Raw genomic sequence first — 959 nt, 5'->3', positions numbered from 1 at the left:
CCCGGCCACGCAATGCGCTGGGACGCCGGGCATCGGCGCCGCGGAGCCCACCGCCGCCTGGACAGACCTCGGAGCCTGCGTGGACGCCGGGCCCGGGCGAGTCGGAGAGGCTGCCACGCCCGGACAGGCCTCGGAGCCTGCGAGGACGGCGGGCACGGGCGGTGGAGAGGCCACCGCGCCCGGACATGCAGCACCGTCCTCGTGGACGCCGGGCCCGGGCGGTGGCGAGGCCACCGCGCCCGGACAGGTAGCGGAGCCTGCGTGGACTCGGGCCCGGGCGGAGAGGACGCCACCGCCTACGGTGCGAAGCCCGCGCCGGAGCGTGGGGCCGGTGACCGGCGACGCGCTCGCGGAGCGGATGCCGGACCCCGCGGCGACCCCCACTCCCGAGCGCGCGGAGCCCGCGTCCGGAACGGCTCGCGCGCACTGGACGCCCGGTCCTGGCGAGGACGAGCCCACCCCTCGGGAGCCTCCCGCCCACCTGGACTCCCCGGCCGGTCCGGGCTCCGAGGACACCACCGACCCGGGGGAGGGGACCCGCGAGGTCGCGGATTCCCTCCCGGGCAGGCAGGCGCCGGCCGAACAACCGTCCCGGCCGGATTGGAATCCGGGCCCGGACGCGGAAGACTCCGCTCCACAGCTTCGAGCGTCTCATCGTGAGGGGCCCCCCCCGGCCCCGGAGGACTCCCCCATGCAGAACCGCCCCTCGCGCCCGGGCTGGACTCCCGGCGCAGGCAGTGAGGACTCCACGACCAACGAGCGGCCCTCACGCAAGAGCGGAACGGGCCTGCCCGCCACCGGCAACACCGGCTGGACCCCGGGCTCCGGAGAGGACGACGCCACCGAGGGCGCCGGCCCCTCGCTCCTGGCCTCGCGCTCCGCCACCGACGACGACGCGGACGACGAGAGCACCGACGTCGCCAGGCCCGGCTCCCCCAAGGCGCGCCCCGCACCGCGCG

1 protein-coding gene is annotated in these 959 nt (G+C 77.9%); it reads left to right on the top strand.

The window, feature by feature from the left end:
* Positions 1-691 precede the first annotated feature (691 nt).
* The coding region (locus tag ACLEQD_RS44275; RefSeq protein ID WP_410391913.1) for a hypothetical protein at positions 692-959 on the top strand (268 nt) is incomplete at its 3' end.

Origin of the sequence: Corallococcus sp. 4LFB (assembly GCF_046520365.1) — a bacterium.
GTDB classification, from domain to species: Bacteria; Myxococcota; Myxococcia; order Myxococcales; family Myxococcaceae; genus Corallococcus; species Corallococcus caeni.
The sequence above is the reverse complement of the archived record's forward strand: the minus strand, read 5'-3'. Positions and strand labels throughout refer to the sequence as shown.